The 17,859-nt window shown below is 65.0% G+C and carries 13 protein-coding genes; 3 read left to right on the forward strand and 10 right to left on the reverse strand.

Annotated elements, in window-relative coordinates:
* Positions 1-168: 168 nt before the first annotated feature.
* From ACIQXM_RS14870 to glnA, 4 genes are all read right to left on the reverse strand, one after another.
* On the reverse strand, positions 169-897 hold the full coding sequence (locus ACIQXM_RS14870) for an amino acid ABC transporter ATP-binding protein (protein WP_400932833.1): 729 nt from the start codon (positions 895-897) through the stop codon (positions 169-171).
* On the reverse strand, positions 894-2,363 hold the full coding sequence (locus ACIQXM_RS14875) for an amino acid ABC transporter substrate-binding protein/permease (protein WP_400932834.1): 1,470 nt from the start codon (positions 2,361-2,363) through the stop codon (positions 894-896). The genes ACIQXM_RS14870 and ACIQXM_RS14875 overlap by 4 nt, the downstream gene beginning before the upstream one ends.
* Before the next feature lie 145 nt (positions 2,364-2,508).
* Complete coding sequence (locus ACIQXM_RS14880; RefSeq protein ID WP_400932836.1) at positions 2,509-5,526, reverse strand: bifunctional [glutamine synthetase] adenylyltransferase/[glutamine synthetase]-adenylyl-L-tyrosine phosphorylase; 3,018 nt, start codon at positions 5,524-5,526, stop codon at positions 2,509-2,511.
* A gap of 64 nt (positions 5,527-5,590) precedes the next feature.
* Entirely contained in the window at positions 5,591-6,931 is a 1,341-nt protein-coding gene (gene glnA, locus ACIQXM_RS14885; protein WP_400932838.1) for a type I glutamate--ammonia ligase, read from the reverse strand.
* Between the two features lie 204 nt (positions 6,932-7,135).
* Between glnA and panB the strand changes: the two genes are divergently transcribed.
* Positions 7,136-8,005: a 3-methyl-2-oxobutanoate hydroxymethyltransferase gene (gene panB, locus ACIQXM_RS14890; RefSeq protein ID WP_400932840.1), complete on the forward strand. Its 870-nt coding sequence runs from the start codon at positions 7,136-7,138 to the stop codon at positions 8,003-8,005.
* Positions 8,006-8,051: 46 nt separating this feature from the next.
* Here the strand turns inward: panB and ACIQXM_RS14895 are convergent, their stop codons facing one another.
* The gene (locus ACIQXM_RS14895; RefSeq protein WP_400932842.1) at positions 8,052-8,213 is read right to left on the reverse strand and encodes an SPOR domain-containing protein; all 162 of its coding nucleotides are present in this window, start codon (positions 8,211-8,213) and stop codon (positions 8,052-8,054) included.
* 143 nt (positions 8,214-8,356) lie between these two features.
* On the opposite strand from ACIQXM_RS14895, the gene map reads away from it, so the two are divergent.
* Both map and ppgK read left to right on the forward strand, forming a co-directional pair.
* The gene (gene map, locus ACIQXM_RS14900; RefSeq protein WP_400932844.1) at positions 8,357-9,235 is read left to right on the forward strand and encodes a type I methionyl aminopeptidase; all 879 of its coding nucleotides are present in this window, start codon (positions 8,357-8,359) and stop codon (positions 9,233-9,235) included.
* Positions 9,236-9,275: 40 nt separating this feature from the next.
* Positions 9,276-10,082: a polyphosphate--glucose phosphotransferase gene (gene ppgK, locus ACIQXM_RS14905; RefSeq protein WP_400932846.1), complete on the forward strand. Its 807-nt coding sequence runs from the start codon at positions 9,276-9,278 to the stop codon at positions 10,080-10,082.
* Positions 10,083-10,298: 216 nt separating this feature from the next.
* Here the strand turns inward: ppgK and nrdR are convergent, their stop codons facing one another.
* The 5 genes from nrdR to lspA form a co-directional block, all read right to left on the reverse strand.
* Positions 10,299-10,796, reverse strand: coding sequence for a transcriptional regulator NrdR (nrdR, locus tag ACIQXM_RS14910; protein WP_400932848.1), 498 nt, complete (start codon positions 10,794-10,796; stop codon positions 10,299-10,301).
* 191 nt (positions 10,797-10,987) lie between these two features.
* Entirely contained in the window at positions 10,988-12,343 is a 1,356-nt protein-coding gene (gene hisD, locus ACIQXM_RS14915; RefSeq protein ID WP_400932850.1) for a histidinol dehydrogenase, read from the reverse strand.
* Positions 12,344-12,516: 173 nt separating this feature from the next.
* Positions 12,517-16,053 (reverse strand): DNA polymerase III subunit alpha, encoded by a 3,537-nt coding sequence (gene dnaE / locus ACIQXM_RS14920; protein ID WP_400932852.1) that lies wholly within the window; start codon positions 16,051-16,053, stop codon positions 12,517-12,519.
* Between the two features lie 74 nt (positions 16,054-16,127).
* The gene (locus ACIQXM_RS14925; RefSeq protein ID WP_400932854.1) at positions 16,128-17,063 is read right to left on the reverse strand and encodes an RluA family pseudouridine synthase; all 936 of its coding nucleotides are present in this window, start codon (positions 17,061-17,063) and stop codon (positions 16,128-16,130) included.
* Positions 17,060-17,740, reverse strand: coding sequence for a signal peptidase II (lspA, locus tag ACIQXM_RS14930; RefSeq protein ID WP_400932856.1), 681 nt, complete (start codon positions 17,738-17,740; stop codon positions 17,060-17,062). Before lspA ends, ACIQXM_RS14925 begins: the two co-directional genes overlap by 4 nt.
* Positions 17,741-17,859 lie beyond the last annotated feature (119 nt).

Below are 17,859 nucleotides of genomic sequence, written 5' to 3' on the forward strand. Positions count from 1 at the left end.
AATTGTTGGGGCCCCCGGCCCGCCCCTCCCCCGTGTTGTCGAACCCCCCCCGCGCCCCCGCCCCGCAATAAAATCACAACCCCCCCCGCGGGCCGAACCCGTGGGGGGGAGGGCCGCCGTCGTCGTCGTTGCGGTGCCGGCATTGCGGCGCCGCAATGCCGTGGAACGCTAGAGCACCTTGGCCAGGAAGTCCTGCAGCCGGGGATGCTTGGGCTGGGAGAAGAATGCCTCGGGTTCGCCTTCTTCAACAATGTGGCCGTCGGCCATGAAGATCACACGGTCCGCCACCTCACGGGCAAAGCCCATTTCGTGGGTCACCACCACCATGGTCATGCCGGCTTTGGCCAGGTCGCGGATGACCTGCAGGACCTCACCGACCATTTCCGGGTCAAGGGCTGAGGTGGCCTCGTCAAAGAGCATGATGTCCGGTGCCATGGCCAGTGCGCGCGCAATGGCTACGCGCTGCTTCTGGCCGCCGGAAAGCTGGGCGGGGCGCGCATCGGCCTTGTCCGCCAGGCCCACCTGCTCCAGGAGGCGCTCTGCGTTGGCCCGCACCTCCGCCTTGGAGCCCTTCTTCAGTTCCAGCGGTGCCAGCATCACGTTCTGCAGCACGCTCATGTGCGGGAACAGATTGAAGTGCTGGAACACCATGCCGATGTTCTGGCGCACCTTGTTCAGGTCCACCTTGGGGTCGGTGAGGCTGAAGCCGTTGACCTCCACCTCGCCGGCGGTGATGTCTTCGAGTTTGTTCAGGCAGCGCAGGAAGGTTGACTTGCCCGAACCGGAGGGTCCAATGACGCAGACAACCTCGCCTTCGGCAATGGAAACATCCAGGCCTTTGAGGACCTCATTGGTGCCGTAGGACTTGCGCAGTCCGCGGGTTTGGATTTTGCTCACTTGTTAAACCTCTTATCCAGGACATCTGCCAGCTTGGTCAGCAGCGTGATGACGATGAAGTACAGGGCGCCCACGATCAGCAGCACCTCGGCGGTGCGGAAGTTCACGGCGTAGATCTGCTGGGCCTGGTACGTGAGTTCGGCAAAGCCGATCACGGCCAGCAGGGAGGTGTCCTTCAGGGTGATCACGAATTGGTTGATGAAGGAGGGCGTCATGATCTTCACGGCCTGCGGAATGATGACCTTCTGCATGGTCTTGCCGTAGCCAAGGCCCAGGCTGCGTGCAGCCTCCATCTGGCCCGGGTCCACGGACTGGATGCCGCCCCGCACGATTTCGGTCATGTAGGCACCGGCGTTCAGTGACAGCGTCAGCACACCGGCGGTCAGGACGTCCACCGGCTGCCCGATCAGCTGCGGCAGGCCGAAGTAGAAGAAGAATGCCTGGACCAGCACCGGGGTGCCGCGGAAGATCGCCACGTAGGTGGTGGCGATGCCGCGCAGCACCACGTTGGAGCTGACCTTGAAGAAGCCGAACAGCACGCCCAGCACCAGCGCGAAGACCAGGGACAGGGCGGTGGCCAGCAGGGTCAGGCCCATGCCCTTGGCAAAGGCCGGGGCGTTGTCGGTGACGAGGGACCAGAAGCTGGAATCTTCGGCTCCGGCTTCCAGGTAGCGGTCCAGGATCTCGTCGTACTCGCCGCTGGCCTTCAGATCGGCCAGGCCGGAATTGAAGGCTGCCAGCAGCTCGGGATTGGTGCCCTTGTTCACTGCAAAGCCGTACGAGGAACCGACTTCTTTTTCCGTGACCGTCTTGAGCCCGTTGCCGGACTTCACCCCGTACGCGAGCACGGGGTAGTCGTCGAAGACTGCCACGGAACCGCCGGACTTTACGTCGTCGTACATCTGGGCGGACTGGGCAAAGGCCACCACGGTGAATCCGTACTGGTCCTTGATGGACTCGGCGAAGGTTTGGCCCTCAGTGCCGGTCTTGACCGCTACGCGCTTTCCGGCCAGGTCCTCGTAGCTGCTGACCTCGTCATTGTTCTCGGCGACGGCCATCTGGATCCCGGACTCGAAGTACGGATCCGAGAAGTCAAAGGTCTTCTGCCGTTCCTCGGTGATGGACATGCCGGCAATGACACCGTCAACCTGGTTGGACTGCAGCGCCTGGAGCGCCGCGTCAAAGCCCAGGGACCGGATGTCAACAGTGAAGTCCTCTTCCTCGGCAATGGAGTTCAGGAGGTCCATGTCAATACCCACAAGTTCGCCGTCCTTGCGGAACTCGAAGGGGGCAAAGGTGGTGTCCGTGCCGACGGAGAAACTCTGGCCCTCGGCCGCATTGGGAGTTTCCGCAGCGCTGGCCCCCGTTGCGGGGACGCCAAGGAGCAGTGCGATGGCCGCGGTCGCCGCTATGAACGGGGCAGCGAGTTTGGCCGGGCCTCGACGGACCCGATTGCCTGTATGCAAGGTAAAAACGTCTCCTAGATGTTCCGGAACGGCACAAAAATGCCGATAATGCCTCATAGAGACTACCCAGCGTGAGGCTCAGGAACTAACCGGGAGGCCGCCGGAGCAGGCTCGGGCGTGCGGCATCCAGGCTCTGCGGGAGGGGTCAGTGAGAGCCGTATCCATAGAACCAGCGCTCGAAAACAGCCCGCGAACGGCGGGTAATCCGCAGGTAATCCTCCTCAAGCACGCCGCCCTGGCCGGACCCGTAACCGCACCACCGGGCCACCGCCTCCAGTTCCCGGCGTGAGGAAGGCAACACGTCTGCGTTGCGTCCGCCCCGGATGACGTTGGCGCTGCGGATCCTGCTGGCCAGGAGCCAGGCCTCACGCAAAATGGCGGCGTCCGCCTCCGGAATCAGGTCCGCCGCGGCAAGGGCGTCGAGCGCCGGCAGCGTTGACGTGGTCCGCAGGCCCGGATGCTCGCCGGCATGTTCAAGCTGGAGCAGCTGCACCAGCCATTCCACGTCGCTGAGCGCGCCGCGGCCCAGTTTAAGCTGGCGTGAGGGGTCCGCTCCGCGGGGAAGACGTTCGTTTTCCACGCGTGCCTTGATCCGCCGGATTTCCACCACGTCGTGCTCGGTGACCCCGGCGGAATAACGGATGGGGTTGATCAGGTCAATGAAGTCAGCCGCCAGGTCATCGCTGCCGGCCATCGGGCGGGCACGGAGCAGCGCCTGCGCTTCCCAGATCAGCGACCACCGGCTGTAATACTCCCGGTAGGAACCGAGGCTGCGCACCAGCGGCCCGTTGCGGCCTTCGGGGCGCAGCCCGGCATCCAGGACAAGCACCTTTTCCGCCAGGACGGCGGGGGTGCACGGCTGCTGCAGCAGCGCCGAGAGCTGCCCGACAATGCGTTCGGCCTGCGACTGGGCTGCCCCCGCTTCGGCACCGGGAAGGGCACGGTGGACGTAGAGGACGTCGGCATCGGAGCCATAGCCGATTTCGCGTCCGCCCTGGCGGCCCATGGCTACCACCAGCATCTCGGTTAGCCTGTCCTCCGCACTGAACACTTCACCCTCCGCGACGTGCAGGGCTCCCAGGACGGCAGCCCGGTCCGCGTCGGCGAGCGCCAGCCCCACGTCCTCCTGCGAGAGCAGCCCGGCACTGTCCGCGAGGGCGATCCGCAGCATTTCCCGCCGGCGGATCAGGCGGATCAGGCGCATGGCTTCCTGCGGCTTGGGGTGGCGGGACATCTTGGACCGGATTTCCTGCCACTGTGCATCAAAGCTCATGGGCACCAGGTCTTTGTCCGTGTCCAGCCAGGCGGTGGCTTCCGGTGAGACTTCCAGCAGGTCCGTGATGAACCGGCTGGACGAGAGGATGGAGCACAGCCGCTCCCCCGCTGCCGAGGAGTCCCGCAGCATGCCCAGGTACCAGTGTGTCTCCCCGAGCGACTCGCTTAGCCGCCGGAAGCCCAGCAGGCCTGCGTCGGGGTCCACGCCGTCGGCCAGCCATCCAAGCAGTACGGGCAGGAGCTGGCGCTGCAGGGCGGCCCGGCGGCTGATTCCAGCGGTCAGCGCTTCAATGTGCCGCATGGCGCCCTTGGGGTCCGCATATCCCAGGGCCGCCAGCCGTGCCTGGGCCGCTGCCGGGGAGAGCTTCACCTCGTCCACGCTGAGGTTGGAAGCGGTATTGAGCAGCGGGCGGTAAAAAATGCTCTCGTGCAGCCGGCGAACCAGCCGTTTGGTCCGCTGCCAGGTGTCGGTCAGCCGCTCCGCGGTGGGACGGCCGACAGCGAGGGAGCCGGCGGCGGCCTTGGCCAGGGCGCGCAGGGCCGGTTCGGTCTCCGGCATGAGGTGCGTGCGCCGCATGTGCACCAGCTGGATGCGGTGCTCCAGGACGCGCAGGTAACGGTAGGCGGCGTCCAGGTCCACGGCGTCGGTGCGGCCAATGTAGCCGCCTTCACTCAGGGCGGCGATGGCCGCCGTCGTGCTGCGCACGCGCAGGGACTCATCGGTGCGTCCGTGAACCAGCTGCAGCAGCTGGACGGTGAATTCGACGTCGCGCAGCCCGCCGCTGCCGAGCTTGAGCTGCCGGGCCTCCTCGTGGGCCGGAATGTTGTCCGTGACGCGGCGGCGCATCGCCTGCACCGCTTCCACGAAGCCGTCACGCTCGGTGCTGGACCAGATGAGCGGGGCAACTGCTTCCTCGTAGCGCCGTCCCAGGTCCGGGTCTCCCGCTGCGGCGCGGGCCTTGAGCAGTGCCTGAAACTCCCAGGTGTGCGCCCAGCGGGCGTAATAGCTCAGATGTGAGTCCAGGGTGCGGACCAGGGGCCCGTCCTTGCCCTCGGGGCGGAGGTTGGTGTCCACTTCCCACAACCCGGGCTCCGGCGCGGAGGCGTTGATGGCCCGGGAGATCCCGGCCGCCAGTGCGGTGCCGATCCGGGCCGCGGCGGTTCCATCCAGGTCCGGTGCCTCCATCACGTAGATGACGTCCACGTCGGAGATGTAGTTGAGTTCCCGGGCACCGCATTTGCCCATGGCAATCACGGCCAGCCGGACACGGGAGATGTCCTCCGCCGGATAGCTGGCGGCCAATTCTGCACGCGACACCGCCAGTGCAGCTTCCAGCGCCGCACCGGCAAGATCGGCGAGCTCACGGCCGACGGCGGGCAGCACATCGGTGGGTGAGGCTGCGCCCAGATCCCGCACCGCCAGATCCAGCAGATGCCTGCGGTAGCGGGAGCGAAGCGCCACGTAGGCTTCGGTGCCGGTCATGCCCGCCACGGGGGCGTCTCCGGTGCCGGCCTTCACGGATTCCAGCAGCGACGCGCGCAGGATGTCACCGGCTACCTCCGCGGGCTCCGCGCGAAGCGGAGACCTCAGGCTTTCCGCTGCCTCCGGGTGGCGCATGAGGAACTCGGCGAGCGCCTCGGAGGCTCCAAGCAGCCGGAACAGTGCTTCGCTTTCCTCCTCGCCGCCCTCCACCAGTTCCCGCAGCGGGGGAACCCGGTCCAGCAGCCGGACCAGTGACTGCAGGGCCAGGTCGGGATCCGCGGCCTGCAGGAAGCCGGTGAACAGCGCGGATTCGTCCAGGCCCTCCAGTTCCGGAGCCTGCAGGAAGCGGCTGCTCTTCTCCAGGTCAGTGAAGCCTGCGGCAATCAGCCGGCGGGTGAGACTCATCGGAGGTCCTCCATATCGCTCATTCCTCCATGCCGTTAAGTACCGCAGATCATTGGGGGCCGGACTAAAGAATGCCCAGGTTCTTCTTCAGTTCAAACTGCGTGACGTGCTGGCGGTACTCGTTCCACTCGGCACGCTTGTTGCGCAGGAAGTTCTCGAAGACCTGCTCGCCCAGGATGTCCGCCACCAGTTCGGATTCCTCCATGGCGCGCACGGCGTCATGCAGCGAGGCAGGCAGCGGATCCAGGCCCATGGCACGGCGTTCGGCGGCGGAGAGGCTCTCGATGTCGTCCTCCGCGCCGGCGGGAAGATCGTAGCCTTCTTCGATGCCCTTCAGGCCCGCACCGAGCAGTACGGCATAGGACAGGTACGGGTTGGCGGCGGAGTCGATGCCGCGGTATTCAATGCGGGCGGACTGGCCCTTGCCCGGCTTGTACAGGGGGACCCGGACCAGGGCGGAGCGGTTGTTGTGGCCCCAGGACACATAGCTCGGAGCCTCCCCGCCGCCCCAGAGCCGCTTGTAGGAGTTCACGAACTGGTTGGTGACAGCGGTGAATTCCGGAGCGTGGCGCAGGATACCGGCGATGAATTGCCGGGCGGTGCGGGACAGCTGGTACTGGGCACCGGCTTCGAAGAACGCGTTGGTGTCCCCTTCGAACAGGGAAAGATGCGTGTGCATGCCCGAGCCCGGGTGGTCGGAGAACGGCTTGGGCATGAACGTGGCGTAGCAGTTGGTGGTCAGGGCCACTTCCTTGACCACCGTGCGGAAGGTCATGATGTTGTCCGCTGTCTGCAGCGCATCCGCATAGCGCAGGTCAATCTCGTTCTGGCCGGGACCGGCCTCGTGGTGGCTGAACTCCACGGAAATCCCCACGGCTTCCAGCATGGATACCGCGGTGCGGCGGAAGTCCTGGGCCACACCGCCGGGAACATGGTCAAAGTACCCGGCACGGTCCACGGGGACCGGTTCGCCGTCGGGTCCGAGCTCATCGGACTTCAGCAGGTAGAACTCAATTTCCGGATGCGTGTAGCAGGTGAAGCCCATGTCCGCGGCCTTGGCCAGCTGGCGCTTGAGCACGTTCCGCGGATCCGCCGCAGACGGCTGTCCGTCCGGAGTGAGCACGTCACAGAACATGCGCGATGTCTGCTCAGACTCTCCGCGCCAGGGCAGGATCTGGAAGGTGGACGGGTCCGGCTGTGCCAGCATGTCGGATTCAAAGACGCGGGCCAGTCCCTCAATGGAGGATCCGTCAAAGCCCAGGCCCTCTTCAAATGCGCCTTCCACCTCGGCCGGAGCCAGCGCCACGGATTTCAGCGTGCCCACAACATCGGTAAACCACAACCGCACAAACCGGACGTCTCGCTCTTCAATGGTGCGCAAAACGAATTCCTGCTGGCGGTTCATCCCTACCTCTTTCCGGACGGTGGGAGGGCCCGGATCCTCCGGGCCCTCCCAGTGTTACAAGCCTGCGTTTACTCTACCCATCCCTGCGCCGTTTGCCGCGCCGAGCCGGCAGCTGCCCGTGAGTTACGGCCCTGCGTTACGACCGCCTGAAGGAGCTTCCGGGACAGGGGCCGCAACCGTCCTCGTTTTTAGTACGCTCGGGGAATGACCGATGCCGAACATCCCGCACCCTATGCCTCCGCCTCCGCCGCCCCCGGGCGTCCCGGCAATCCCGGGGGCCCGCGCCGGATCCGCATCCCGCACCTGCAGCAGATCAAGGACGCCGGTGAGCATTTCGCAATGCTCACCGCCTATGACCAGTACACTGCGGCCATTTTCGACGAGGCAGGAATTGAAGTGCTGCTGGTGGGCGATTCAGCGGCCAACAATGTCATGGGACACGCCACCACACTGCCGATCACGCTCGATGAAATGATCCTCTTTGCCCGCTCCGTCACCGCCGGCGCACAGCGCGCCCTGGTGGTCTGCGACCTGCCCTTCGGCTCCTACGAAGTCTCCCCTGCCCAGGCAGTGGAATCCTCGATCCGGCTGCTCAAGGAAGGCCTGGTGCATGCCGTGAAGATGGAAGGCGGTGCGCATTATGCCCCGCATGTCCGGGCGCTCGCGGCGGCCGGCATTCCGGTGATGGCGCACGTGGGCTTCACCCCGCAGAGCGAGCATGCACTGGGGGGCTACCGGGTGCAGGGCCGCGGCGATGCCCGCCGTTCAGTGCTCGACGACGCCGCAGCCCTGGCTGATGCGGGTGCGTTCTGCGTCCTGATGGAAATGGTTCCGGCCGAGGTGGCTGCCGAGGTGGATGCCGCCGTCGGCGTTCCCACCATCGGCATCGGCGCCGGCAACGCGACCACGGGCCAGGTACTCGTGTGGCAGGACATGGCAGGCCTGCGCGGCGGCAAGCAGCCTCGATTCGTCAAGGCGTTCGCCGATGTCCGGTCGGTGCTGGCCGACGCGGCCCGAACCTACGCGGATGAAGTCCGCAGCGGTGCCTTTCCCGGCCCGGAGCACAGCTTTTAGCCCCTAGCTCCTGCGGCGGCCAGCCGGGTCCCTGCGGGCGGCGGCTTTAGTCATCCTCTTTGTCCCAGGCCTCATTGCGCTGCTGGACCTTCAACAGCGCCGACTGGGCCTCCTCCTGCGTCTTGTACGGGCCCAGCAGTTTGGTCCAGTCGGACTGCGGTCCCTCTTCGACCTCGTGCGTGACAACGTTGAACCAGTACTCGGCCATAGTTCGGTCTCCTTGATCGTGGTGCTCTTGTTACCCGCTGCGGACATCACCGGAGCGGAACTGCTGCGGCAAAACGCCCGCGCATTCCCCGCCGGGACTCCCGCGTACCGCGGCAGGGGCCCTGCGGCGATAAGATCGATGGTATGCCCCACACTGTTGACACTGCACCCCTCGGCCATGTGAGCCCGGGAAACGTGAGCCCGCGGCTCAAAGTCCCGGCGTCGATTCCGCGTCCGGAGTACGTTAATAAGGAAGCTCCGGCCCCCTTCACCGGTTCCGAGGTCAAGTCCCCTGAAACCATCGAGAAGATCCGTGCAGCGTCCAAGATTGCCGCCCAGGCGATTGTGGAAGTCGGCAAGCACATTGCTCCGGGCATCACCACCGATGAGCTGGACCGGGTAGGGCACGAGTTCCTCCTGGACCACCATGCATACCCCTCCACCCTGGGCTACCGCGGCTTCCCCAAATCGCTGTGCTCCTCCGTCAACGAGGTCATCTGCCACGGCATCCCGGACACCACGGTGCTCGAGGACGGCGACATCATCAACATCGACATCACCGCCTACATCAACGGCGTGCACGGTGACACCAACTGGACGTTCCTCGTGGGCGACGTGGACGAAGAATCCCGCCTGCTGGTGGAACGCACCCAGGAGTCCCTGCGCCGGGCCATCAAAGCAGTCATGCCGGGACGCGAAATCAACGTCATCGGCCGGACCATCGAGTCGTACGCCAAGCGGTTCGGATACGGCGTGGTCCGTGACTTTACCGGCCACGGAGTGGGCGAAGCCTTCCACACCGGACTCATCATTCCCCACTACGACGCCGCGCCGGCCTACAGCCGGCTCATTGAACCGGGAATGGTGTTTACCATTGAGCCTATGCTCACTCTCGGCACCATTGAGTGGGACATGTGGGATGACAATTGGACAGTCCTCACCAAGGACCGCAAACGCACCGCCCAGTTTGAGCACACACTGCTCGTGACGGATACCGGAGCCGAAGTTCTGACCCTCCCCTAGCAGCGTCCACGACACGAGACAGACCTACCACTGGAGAACCATGGCGAAGAAGCACAAGAACAAACACGGCGACGGAAACGCTGTAATCGGCATTGACATTGGCGGCACCGGCATCAAGGGCGGCATTGTCGACCTCACCAAGGGCAAGCTGATCGGTGACCGCTTCCGCATTCCGACGCCGCAGCCGGCCACCCCGGAAGCCGTAGCCGGCGTCGTCGGCCAGATTGTTGCCGAGCTCTCCTCCCGTCCGGACGGCCCCGGGACCGAGGTCCCGATCGGCGTGACGTTCCCGGCGATCATCCAGCACGGCGTGGCCCGTTCCGCCGCCAACGTGGACAAGAGCTGGGTGGACACCGATGTTGATGCCCTGCTCACCAACGCCCTGAACCGCGAGGTGCAGGTCATGAACGACGCCGACGCCGCCGGGATGGCCGAAGCACGCTACGGCGCCGGCCGCGGCGTGGACGGCACCGTCCTGATCATCACCTTGGGCACCGGCATCGGATCGGCACTCATTTCCAACGGCCAGCTCGTGCCCAACGCCGAGCTCGGCCACCTGGAGATTGACGGTGTGGATGCGGAAACGCGGGCCTCGGCCTCCGCTCGTGAACGCGACGACATCAGTTGGGAAGAATACGCGCAGCGCCTGCAGCGGTACTTCTCCCACGTGGAGTTCCTGTTCTCCCCCGACCTCTTTGTTGTGGGCGGCGGCATCTCCAAGCGCAGTGAGGACTTCCTGCCGCTGCTTGACCTGCGCACTCCCCTGGTCACGGCCAATCTGAAGAACAACGCCGGCATTGTGGGGGCCGCCCTGCAGGCTGCCCTGCACTTCGACTACATCAAGTAGGCCCTGCAGACCCACCCGCAGGGAAGACAGAGCGAAGCGGCGGCAGGATTACCTGCCGCCGCTTCGCTGTGCCGGAGCTGCTGATGCTGTACCGCCGATTCCCGTGCCGGCCCGCAACCGGTTGTACAGATGACGCGTTTCCCCGTTATCGGAATCCCTGCAAGCGACGTTGGTGAGGGAAACAGTGCCCGGATGCTGCCGGGGCCGGATGCCGCTTCAGCGTGCAGTGAGGGGCCGCTGCGCTGACTCGGTGCGGGACTGGGGTTGAAGGGAGTCTTCGCGCAGCACCGCGATGGCTGCCTCAAAATCCTCCAGGGAATCGAACGCCTGGTAGACGCTCGCAAACCGAAGGTAAGCCACCTGGTCCAGTTTCTTGAGAGGCTTCAGGATGGCCAAACCCACCTCATGGGCGTCAATCTCCGCCACCCCGCTGGCACGAATGGATTCCTCCACTTCCTGCGCCAGCATGGCCAGGTCATCCTCGCTGACCGGACGGCCCTGGCAGGCTTTGCGTACGCCGTTGATGACCTTGCCGCGGCTGAAAGGTTCCCCCACGCCGGAGCGCTTAATGACACTCAGGCTGGTGGTCTCCACTGTGCTGAACCGGCGCCCGCAGTCAGGGCATTGGCGGCGTCTGCGAATGGCGGAGCCGTCATCGGCGAGGCGGCTGTCCACGACGCGCGAATCAGCGTTGCGGCAAAACGGACAATACATCCGGTGTCCTTTCGCTGGCGTTCAGGGCCCGGGACAGCATCTGCGGTGACTGCTGCATCCCCCACAAGCCCGGTTCATCCGGCACTGCGCCGGCTGCGCACTCATTCTAGGGCCGCAAGCCGGTCAGCACCAACTGCAACCCCCACATGTTGTACCAGCGGGTACTACATGTGGGGGTTGCAGTTCCCGTGTCAGGAGGAAAAACGGGCCGATACGGCGTCGCCGTGGGCCGGGAGGTCCTCGGCCTGTGACAGGGCCACAACGTGTCCGCTCACTTCCTCCAGTGCAGCGCGGTCATAGTTGATGACCTGGACAGCGTGCATGAACGTGGTGACGTTCAGCCCCGAAGAGAAGGCAGCGGTTCCGGCGGTGGGCAGCACGTGGTTGGAACCGGAGCAGTAATCGCCAAGGCTGACGGGGCTGTAATTGCCGACAAAGATGGCGCCTGCACTCGTGATGCGGGCTGCGACGTCCGCAGCGTTGGCAGTTTGGACTTCCAGGTGTTCGGCTCCGTAGGCGTTGCAGACGGCAACGCCCTGCTCCACGTCATCCACCAGGATGGTTCCGGACTGGGGACCGGAAAGCGCGGTGGCCACCCGTCCGCTGTGCCGGGTCGCCGGAACCTGGCGGCTCAGTTCTTCCCGGACCCGCTCCGCCAGATCCGGAGAATCGGTAACGAGGACAGAGGCCGCATTGGGATCGTGTTCGGCCTGGCTAATCAGGTCAGCCGCCACCAGCCTCGCATCCGCACCCGCGTCGGCGAGGATGGCAATCTCCGTCGGCCCGGCTTCGGCGTCAATCCCCACCACTCCCTTGACCAGGCGCTTGGCGGTGGCCACGTAAACGTTGCCCGGCCCGGTCACCACGTCCACCGGCTCCAGTTCCGGATTGTCGCCGGAGGCCGGAACACCATAGGCAAAGGCAGCTATCGCCTGGGCGCCGCCCATGGCATAGACCTCTTCAATGCCCAGGAGTTCAGCCGCGGCCAGAATGGTTGGGTGCGGCAGGCCGCCGAAGAACCGCTGCGGCGGCGAAGCCAGGGCGAGCGAGGCAACACCGGCGGCCTGGGCGGGGATCACGTTCATGATCACCGAGGACGGGTACACAGCGAGCCCTCCGGGGACGTAGAGGCCCACCCGGTTTACGGGAAGCCATTTCTGGCTGACGCTGGCGCCGGGGCCGATCTGCAGTTCGGTGTCCCGCGGACGCTGGGCCTCGGCGAAGAGCCGGGCACGCCGGATGGATTCCTCCAGGGCGGCGCGGATCTTCGGATCCAGCTGCTCCAGGGCTTCCTTCAGCGCCGCACGGGGAACCAGCGGGCAATCCTGCTCCACATGGTCAAAACGCTCCGCCAGTTCAGCGAGTGCTTCATACCCGCGGGTGCGGACATCGCCAATAATGGCGGCAACGGCGTCCGAGGCCACATCCGTGGTGGTCTCCGCACGCGGCATCGCGTGCTTGAGTCCGGCCGGGGTGAGGTGCTGGCCGCGCAGGTCGATGGTGCGGAAGGATTCGAAGACGGGCTCTGAGCTGGAAGGAGGGGTCACGCCTTCCAGTCTACCTAAGCAGCTGTTCTCCCGCCGCTGGGGGCGGGAGCATTACGGTGCCGCAGCGGCACGGGTGCAGTGCCGGCACCCAAAAAGACCTCCGGACCGGCGGGCTCCTCTGAGCCGCCGATCCGGAGGTCTTTCGTTACGGGGTTCGCCCGGCGGTGCCGGGCCTAGACATCCAGGCAGGCCGGACCGAGCAGCACCTTGAGATCGCCGAACAATGACGGCGTGGGGTTCACTCTCAGGTCCACGCCCAGCTTCATGACTTCCACGGTGCGGGATCCGTTGAGCCGGATCTGCACCTCGGAGGTGCCGGGATGGGTGCGGAGCACGTCCCCGAGCTGGCTCACCACGGTTTCCGTGGCTTTGTACGTGGCCATGGAAATCACCACCGGCCCGGAATGGCCCTCGCTCAGGTCCGGAACGGTGAGCTCCTGCGCGTTCAGGGTGACGGCGCCGTCGTCGCGGCGCTGGAGCCGGCCGCGGACCACCACAATGAGGTCCTCGGCCAGGACCGCGGCAATCGGGCCGTACACCTGGCCGAAGAACATGACTTCCATGGAGCCGGCCAGGTCCTCGATCTCACACCGGGCGTAGGCGTTGCCGCTGTTCTTGGCAATCCTGCGCTGCAGCGAGGTGATCATGCCGGCAATGGTGACGATGGCGCCGTCGGGCGGGCCTTCCTCTCCCACAATGTTCGTGATGGAGGAGTCCGCGTGCTGGCTGAGGATGCCCTCCAGTCCCTGCAGCGGATGGTCCGAGACGTACAGGCCCAGCATGTCCCGTTCGAAGGACAGCTTGTCCTTTTTCTCCCACTCCGGCAGGTCAGGAATCTCAATGCTGATCGAGTCTTCCGGCTCCTGGTCCGCGATCGCGGCAAAGAGGTCGAACTGGCCCACGGCTTCGTTGCGCTTGAGGACGACGACGGAATCGATCGCCTCTTCGTGGATCATGGCCAGCGGCCGCCGCGCGTGGCCCATCGAGTCAAAGGCGCCTGCCTTGATCAGGGATTCGATGGTGCGCTTGTTGCAGACCACCGCAGGGACCTTCATCAGGAAGTCCTTGAAGTTGGTGAACGCACCCTTTTCCTCGCGGGCGGACACCATGGACTGCACCACGTTGGCGCCGACGTTGCGGATGGCCCCCATGCCAAAGCGGATGTCCTTGCCGACCGGGGTAAAGTTCACGGAGGATTCATTCACGTCCGGCGGCAGCACCGTGATGCCCATCTTGCGGCATTCGTTCAGGTACATGGCCAGCTTGTCCTTGTCATCACCCACGGAGGTGAGCAGGGCAGCCATGTATTCGGCCGGATACTGGGCCTTCAGGTAGGCAGTCCAGTAAGAGACGACGCCATAGGCGGCCGAGTGCGCCTTGTTGAAGGCGTAGTCGGAGAACGGCAGCAGGATGTCCCAGAGCGCCTTGATGGCCGCCTCCGAGTAGCCGCGGTCGATCATGCCCTGGTGGAATCCGGCATACTGTTTGTCCAGCTCGGACTTCTTCTTCTTACCCATGGCACGGCGCAGGATGTCGGCCTGGCCGAGGCTGAACCCGGCCACCTTCTGGGCAATGGCCATCACCTGCTCCTGGTAGACAATCAGGCCGTAGGTGGTTCCCAGGATCTCCGCCAGCGGTTCCTCAAGCTCCGGATGGATCGGAGTGATTTCCTGCTGCCCGGTTTTGCGCAGGGCGTAGTTGGTGTGCGAGTTCGCACCCATGGGGCCCGGCCGGTACAGGGCGATGACGGCGGAAATGTCTTCGAAGTTGTCGGGGCGCATGCTTTTGAGCAGCGACCGCATGGGCCCGCCGTCGAGCTGGAACACGCCGAGGGTGTCGCCGCTGGCCAGGAGGTCATAGGCCTCCTTCAGGTCCAGCGGCAGGTCTTCCAGGACCAGGTCCTCGCCGCGGTTGTTCTTGATGTTCTCCACGGCGTCGGAGACGATCGTCAGGTTTCGCAGGCCCAAGAAGTCCATCTTGATCAGCCCCAAGCCTTCGCAGGTGGGGTAATCGAACTGCGTAATGACCTGCCCGTCCTGCTCGCGGCGCATGATCGGGACAATGTCGATCAGCGGATCGGAGGACATGATCACACCGGCAGCGTGCACGCCCCACTGGCGCTTGAGGCCTTCCAGTCCGAGCGCGGTGTCGAAGACGCGCTGCGAGTCGGGATCGGTGCGCAGCAGTTCGCGCAGTTCTTCGGCCTCGCCGTAGCGCTTGGCTTCCTTGTTGTGGACATCCTGCAGGGACAGGCCCTTGCCCATGACGTCCGGCGGCATGGCCTTCGTCAGGCGCTCTCCCACGGAGAACGGATAACCCATGACCCGCGAGGAGTCCTTGAGCGCCTGCTTGGCCTTGATGGTGCCGTACGTGACGATCATGGCCACGCGCTCGTCGCCGTATTTCTCGGTGACGTAGTGGATCACTTCGGACCGGCGCCTATCATCGAAGTCGACGTCGAAGTCAGGCATGGAAACGCGGTCCGGGTTCAGGAAGCGCTCAAAGATCAGGCCGTGCTGCAGCGGGTCCAGGTCAGTGATGCGCATGGCGTAAGCGGCCATGGAACCGGCACCGGAGCCACGGCCCGGGCCCACCCGGATGCCGTTTTCCTTGGCCCAGTTGATGAAGTCGGCCACCACCAGGAAGTATCCCGGGAAACCCATCTGGGCGATGATGCCCACTTCATAGTCGGCGCGCTTCCGGACCGCGTCGGGAATGCCGGCCGGGTAGCGGTAATGCAGGCCCTTTTCGACTTCCTTGACGAACCAGGATTCCTCGTTTTCCCCTTCAGGGGTGGGGAACCGCGGCATGTAGTTGGCTTTGGTGTTGAATTCCACGTCGCACCGCTCGGCGATGAGCAGCGTGTTGTCGCAGGCATCGGGGTAGTCCCGGAAGATGGCCCGCATTTCCGCCGGGGACTTCAGGTAGAACTCGTCGGCGTCGAACTTGAAGCGCTTGGGGTCCGCCAGGGAGGAACCCGACTGCACGCACAGCAGCGCGGCATGGGCGGAGGCATCTTCGGCGTGCGTGTAGTGCAGGTCATTGGTGGCAACCAGCGGCAGCTGCAGCTCGCGGGCCAGCTTAATCAGGTCTGCCTGGACATTGCGCTCGATGTCCAGGCCGTGGTCCATCAGCTCGCAGAAGAAGTTGTCTTTCCCGAAAATGTCCCGGAAGTCCGAGGCTGCCTGGACCGCTTCCTTGTACAGGCCCAGGCGCAGCTTGGTCTGGACTTCACCGGAGGGGCAGCCGGTGGTGGCGATCAGGCCCTTGCCGTACGTCTGGAGCAGGTCCCGGTCCATGCGCGGCTTGTAGAGGAATCCTTCAAGGGACGCCAGGGAGGACATCCGGAAGAGGTTGTGCATGCCCTCGGTGGTCTCGGACCACATGGTCATGTGCGTGTACGCGCCGGCACCGGAGACGTCGTTGCGTCCGCCGTCACCCCATTTCACGCGGGTCTTGTCCGCCCGGGCCGTACCGGGAGTCAGGTAGGCCTCCACGCCGACGATCGGTTTAATGCCGGCGTTGCGGGCCTTGTTCCAAAAGTCGAAGGCCCCGAACACAAAACCGTGGTCGGTGGTGGCCACGGCGTTCATGCCCAGCTCATCAGCGTGGCTGAAGAGATCCGTCAGGCGGGCCGCACCGTCCAGCATGGAGTACTCGGTGTGGTTGTGAAGATGGACAAACGATTTCGAAGAAGTTGCTGAAGCCACCGAACCATTCTAGGCCCGGTTAAAGCGGCGGCCGGACGGCACGCCGCCCGGCCGCCCGGCATGTGCTCAGTGCCTCAGACGTCCCCGCGCTGCAGGGCGTCCAGGGCGTACTGGAGGTCCTGGGGATATTCGCTGGTGACTTCCACGCGTTCGCCCGTGCCCGGGTGGGTGAACGCCAGCTTCCGGGCGTGCAGCCACTGGCGGGTCAGGCCCAGCTCGGCAGCGAGCTTGGCCTCCGCACCGTAGGTGAGATCTCCGGCACAGGGATGGCGCAGCGCGGAGAAATGCACACGGATCTGGTGCGTGCGTCCGGTCTCCAGGTGAACTTCCACCAGGGAGGCCTTTCCGAAGGCTTCCAGCACCTCGTAGTGGGTGACGGAGGGCCGTCCGCCTTCCAATACGGCAAAGCGCCAGTCATAGGAAGGGTGGCGGCCGATCGGCGCGTCGATGGTGCCGCGCAGCGGATCCGGCAACCCCTGGACAACGGCGTGGTACATCTTCTCTACCGTGCGCTCCTTGAAGGCCTGCTTCAGCAGCGTGTAGGCATGTTCGGTTTTGGCCACCACCATGGCACCGGATGTCCCCACGTCCAGGCGGTGGACTATGCCCTGCCGTTCAGGGGACCCGGAGGTGGAAATGCGGTAGCCGGCAGCGGCCAGGCCGCCCACCACGGTGGGGCCCACCCAGCCCGGTGAGGGGTGGGCAGCCACGCCCACGGGCTTATCGATGACCACAAAGTGTTCGTCGTCCGCCAGGATCTTCAGGCCCTCCACCGGCTCGACGACGACGGCGAGCGGGTCGCGCTGTTCCGGAATGTCCACTGCGACTTCGTCCCCGGCGGAGAGCCGGTCCGACTTGTCCAGCGGCCGCCCCGCCCGGCTGAAGTAGCCGTCGGTGAACCATACGGCGGCGGTGGAACGCGAGACTTCCAGGAGTTTGGCCAGGACCGCGTCGGCGCGTTTGCCGTCGGCCTCGTCAGGGATCGAAAGGACGGTGTGGATCTCGTTCATTTGTTGCTTTCGCCGTTCGTTGTATCTGTGGTGCCGGTTTCCCGTGCATGTCGTGCTGTTCCGCCCCCGGCGGCGTGGCCTGAACCTTCCGCTGCCTCCGCCGCAGGGTCCTGCTGTGTCTCGGACGGGGTCCGCTGTCCGTCCATGCCCACTCCTCGAAGGGTCAGCAGGCAGACCAGGATCACGCCGCAGACCACGCAGGAGTCGGCAATGTTGAAGATGGCGAAGTTCGGCAGGGCGATAAAGTCCACCACGTGTCCCTGGCCGAAAGAGGGTTCACGGAACAATCGGTCCGTGAGGTTCCCCATCGCTCCGCCGAGAACCAGGCCCAGGGCAACCGCCCAGGATACGGACCGGACCTTGAGCATGAGGTAGATCAGGAAGGCACAGACGGCAACCATGATGATGGTGAACACCCAGGTGTGGCCGGTGCCGATGGAGAAAGCGGCACCGGGATTGAGGATGTAGTGCCACCGCAGCACGGGCGGCAGGACGTCCGTGACTTCGCCCAGGCGCATGGTGCTCTCCACCCACCATTTGGTGAGTTGGTCGATACCCAGTCCCAGAACGGCACAACCTGCCATGAGCAGGGCATAACCGGACCAGGCCGGGCGGACATGCGCGCCGGGACCGCCTGCGGCGCTTGCGGCCACGGGTTCCTCAGAAGATTTAGTCATGGTGCTTTCATTCGTTGTGTCGCTTCACCGGAAGACGCCGGGGCGCCAAGACAACGGGCCGGCGGACCGGGGCGTCCCGGCCAGCCGGCCCGTGCATATTTTCAGTTTAGTGCACCCGT

Origin of the sequence: Arthrobacter sp. NPDC097144 (assembly GCF_044762205.1) — a bacterium.
GTDB lineage: Bacteria > Actinomycetota > Actinomycetes > Actinomycetales > Micrococcaceae > Arthrobacter_B.